Source organism: Actinomadura sp. KC216, assembly GCF_004348535.1.
In the GTDB taxonomy this organism is placed as follows: domain Bacteria; phylum Actinomycetota; class Actinomycetes; order Streptosporangiales; family Streptosporangiaceae; genus Spirillospora.
In genome coordinates this window covers 1-1,283 of the sequence record NZ_SMJX01000635.1, presented here as the reverse complement: position 1 = coordinate 1,283, position 1,283 = coordinate 1, and the positions used below count along the sequence as shown (strand labels likewise).

Here is a 1,283-nt window from a genome sequence, read left to right as displayed (position 1 = left end):
CTGCGGGACGTCGCTCACCGGCTGGCGGATCTCACCGCCCTCGACCGTCGACCCTCGGATCACCCCGGACTGGATGCGGAACATACCCGTGGCGAGATTCCCCGTGTTCTCGAACCGCACGCGCACCGGCCCCACGAAGGAGTACCCCTGCTCCTTCGCGTACTCGCGCGCGAGGTTGGCCAGCTCCTGGCTCAGGCTGTCGGCGTACACCTGGAGCCGCTGCCCGTCCTGCTGAGAAATCTCGACGACGAAGTCGTTCGGAACGAGCGTTCGGCCCTGCGCCACGATCGCCGCCCGATCGTCCATCTCGCGCTGCACAGCACTGGCCACCTCGACCGGCTGCAGCTCAGACTTGAAGGCACGGGCGAAGGCCCCTTCGACCATGCCCTCGAGCCGTCGCTCGAAGCGCTGAATGACGCCCACGGGCACCTCCCTTCCCCACTGGTAGACGATCGTATCGGTGTGAAGGTTCGCCTGCCGTATCTGGATACCTAACCACTGCCGGCCGCGTGCTAGCCTTTTCAGGCACCCGGAAACCGGGTCCACACCCTTGGGCGGGTGGCGGAACGGCAGACGCGCACGGTTCAGGTCCGTGTGTCCGAAAGGATGTGAGGGTTCAAATCCCTCCTCGCCCACCGAAGGGGTACCGACGAGAGTCGTTGCCCCCGCAGTGACGAAACAAACCCTGGAGCACCAAGCTCCGGGGTCTTCGTCGTTACGGAGGCCAGTCACCTGTGACTGCAGCGACCCAAGGGACGCGCGCGCAGGAGAGTTACTCGGCCCATGGGTCTGGTTTGCGGTGGTGTGGCTACGTTGTAGCCGCTGCTGGCTCAGGCTGCGGGCGGCGTGGTATGCCCGATAGGTGTCCAGGTGCCACGCGGTTTGGGTGTCTTGTGTCGAGCACGGCGGTGGGGCCTGCCGTCGGGCCTGGGAAGAGTGGCGAGCCAGGCGTTGATCTTGCGCTCGTTGACGTGGGCCAGCTGAAAGGCCAGCAGGAGGGTTTGGGCGGCGATGCCAAGAATGCGGCGGTTGCCGCCGTGTTCGATGCCTTCGTGGGCGTCGGCCTTTGGCGTAGCCGTTCATGCCTTCGACGGTGCGCCAACGTTGCCGGTTGAGCAGCTCGGTCTGCATCCGACCCCAGAATGACTCGATGACGGCGTTGATGCCTCTATGTCAAGCGGTTGTGGCGGTGCCCGGCGGAGGGTTGGACGAGGCCGGAGGTGACAGGGCGAGTGTGATGTCGCGATAGACCTCTCGTGCGATGTAGCGCTGGAGGCGTCGGA

General features: G+C 65.5%; 1 protein-coding gene and 1 tRNA gene. One reads left to right on the top strand and one right to left on the bottom strand.

What is annotated here, in order from left to right; all coding sequences use genetic code 11:
* A partial coding sequence (locus E1264_RS42680) for a DUF3662 domain-containing protein (RefSeq protein WP_132183278.1) occupies positions 1 to 423 on the bottom strand: 423 nt, incomplete at its 3' end.
* A gap of 129 nt (positions 424 to 552) precedes the next feature.
* Between E1264_RS42680 and E1264_RS42675 the strand changes: the two genes are divergently transcribed.
* Positions 553 to 635: transfer RNA gene (locus tag E1264_RS42675), tRNA-Leu, on the top strand.
* Positions 636 to 1,283 lie beyond the last annotated feature (648 nt).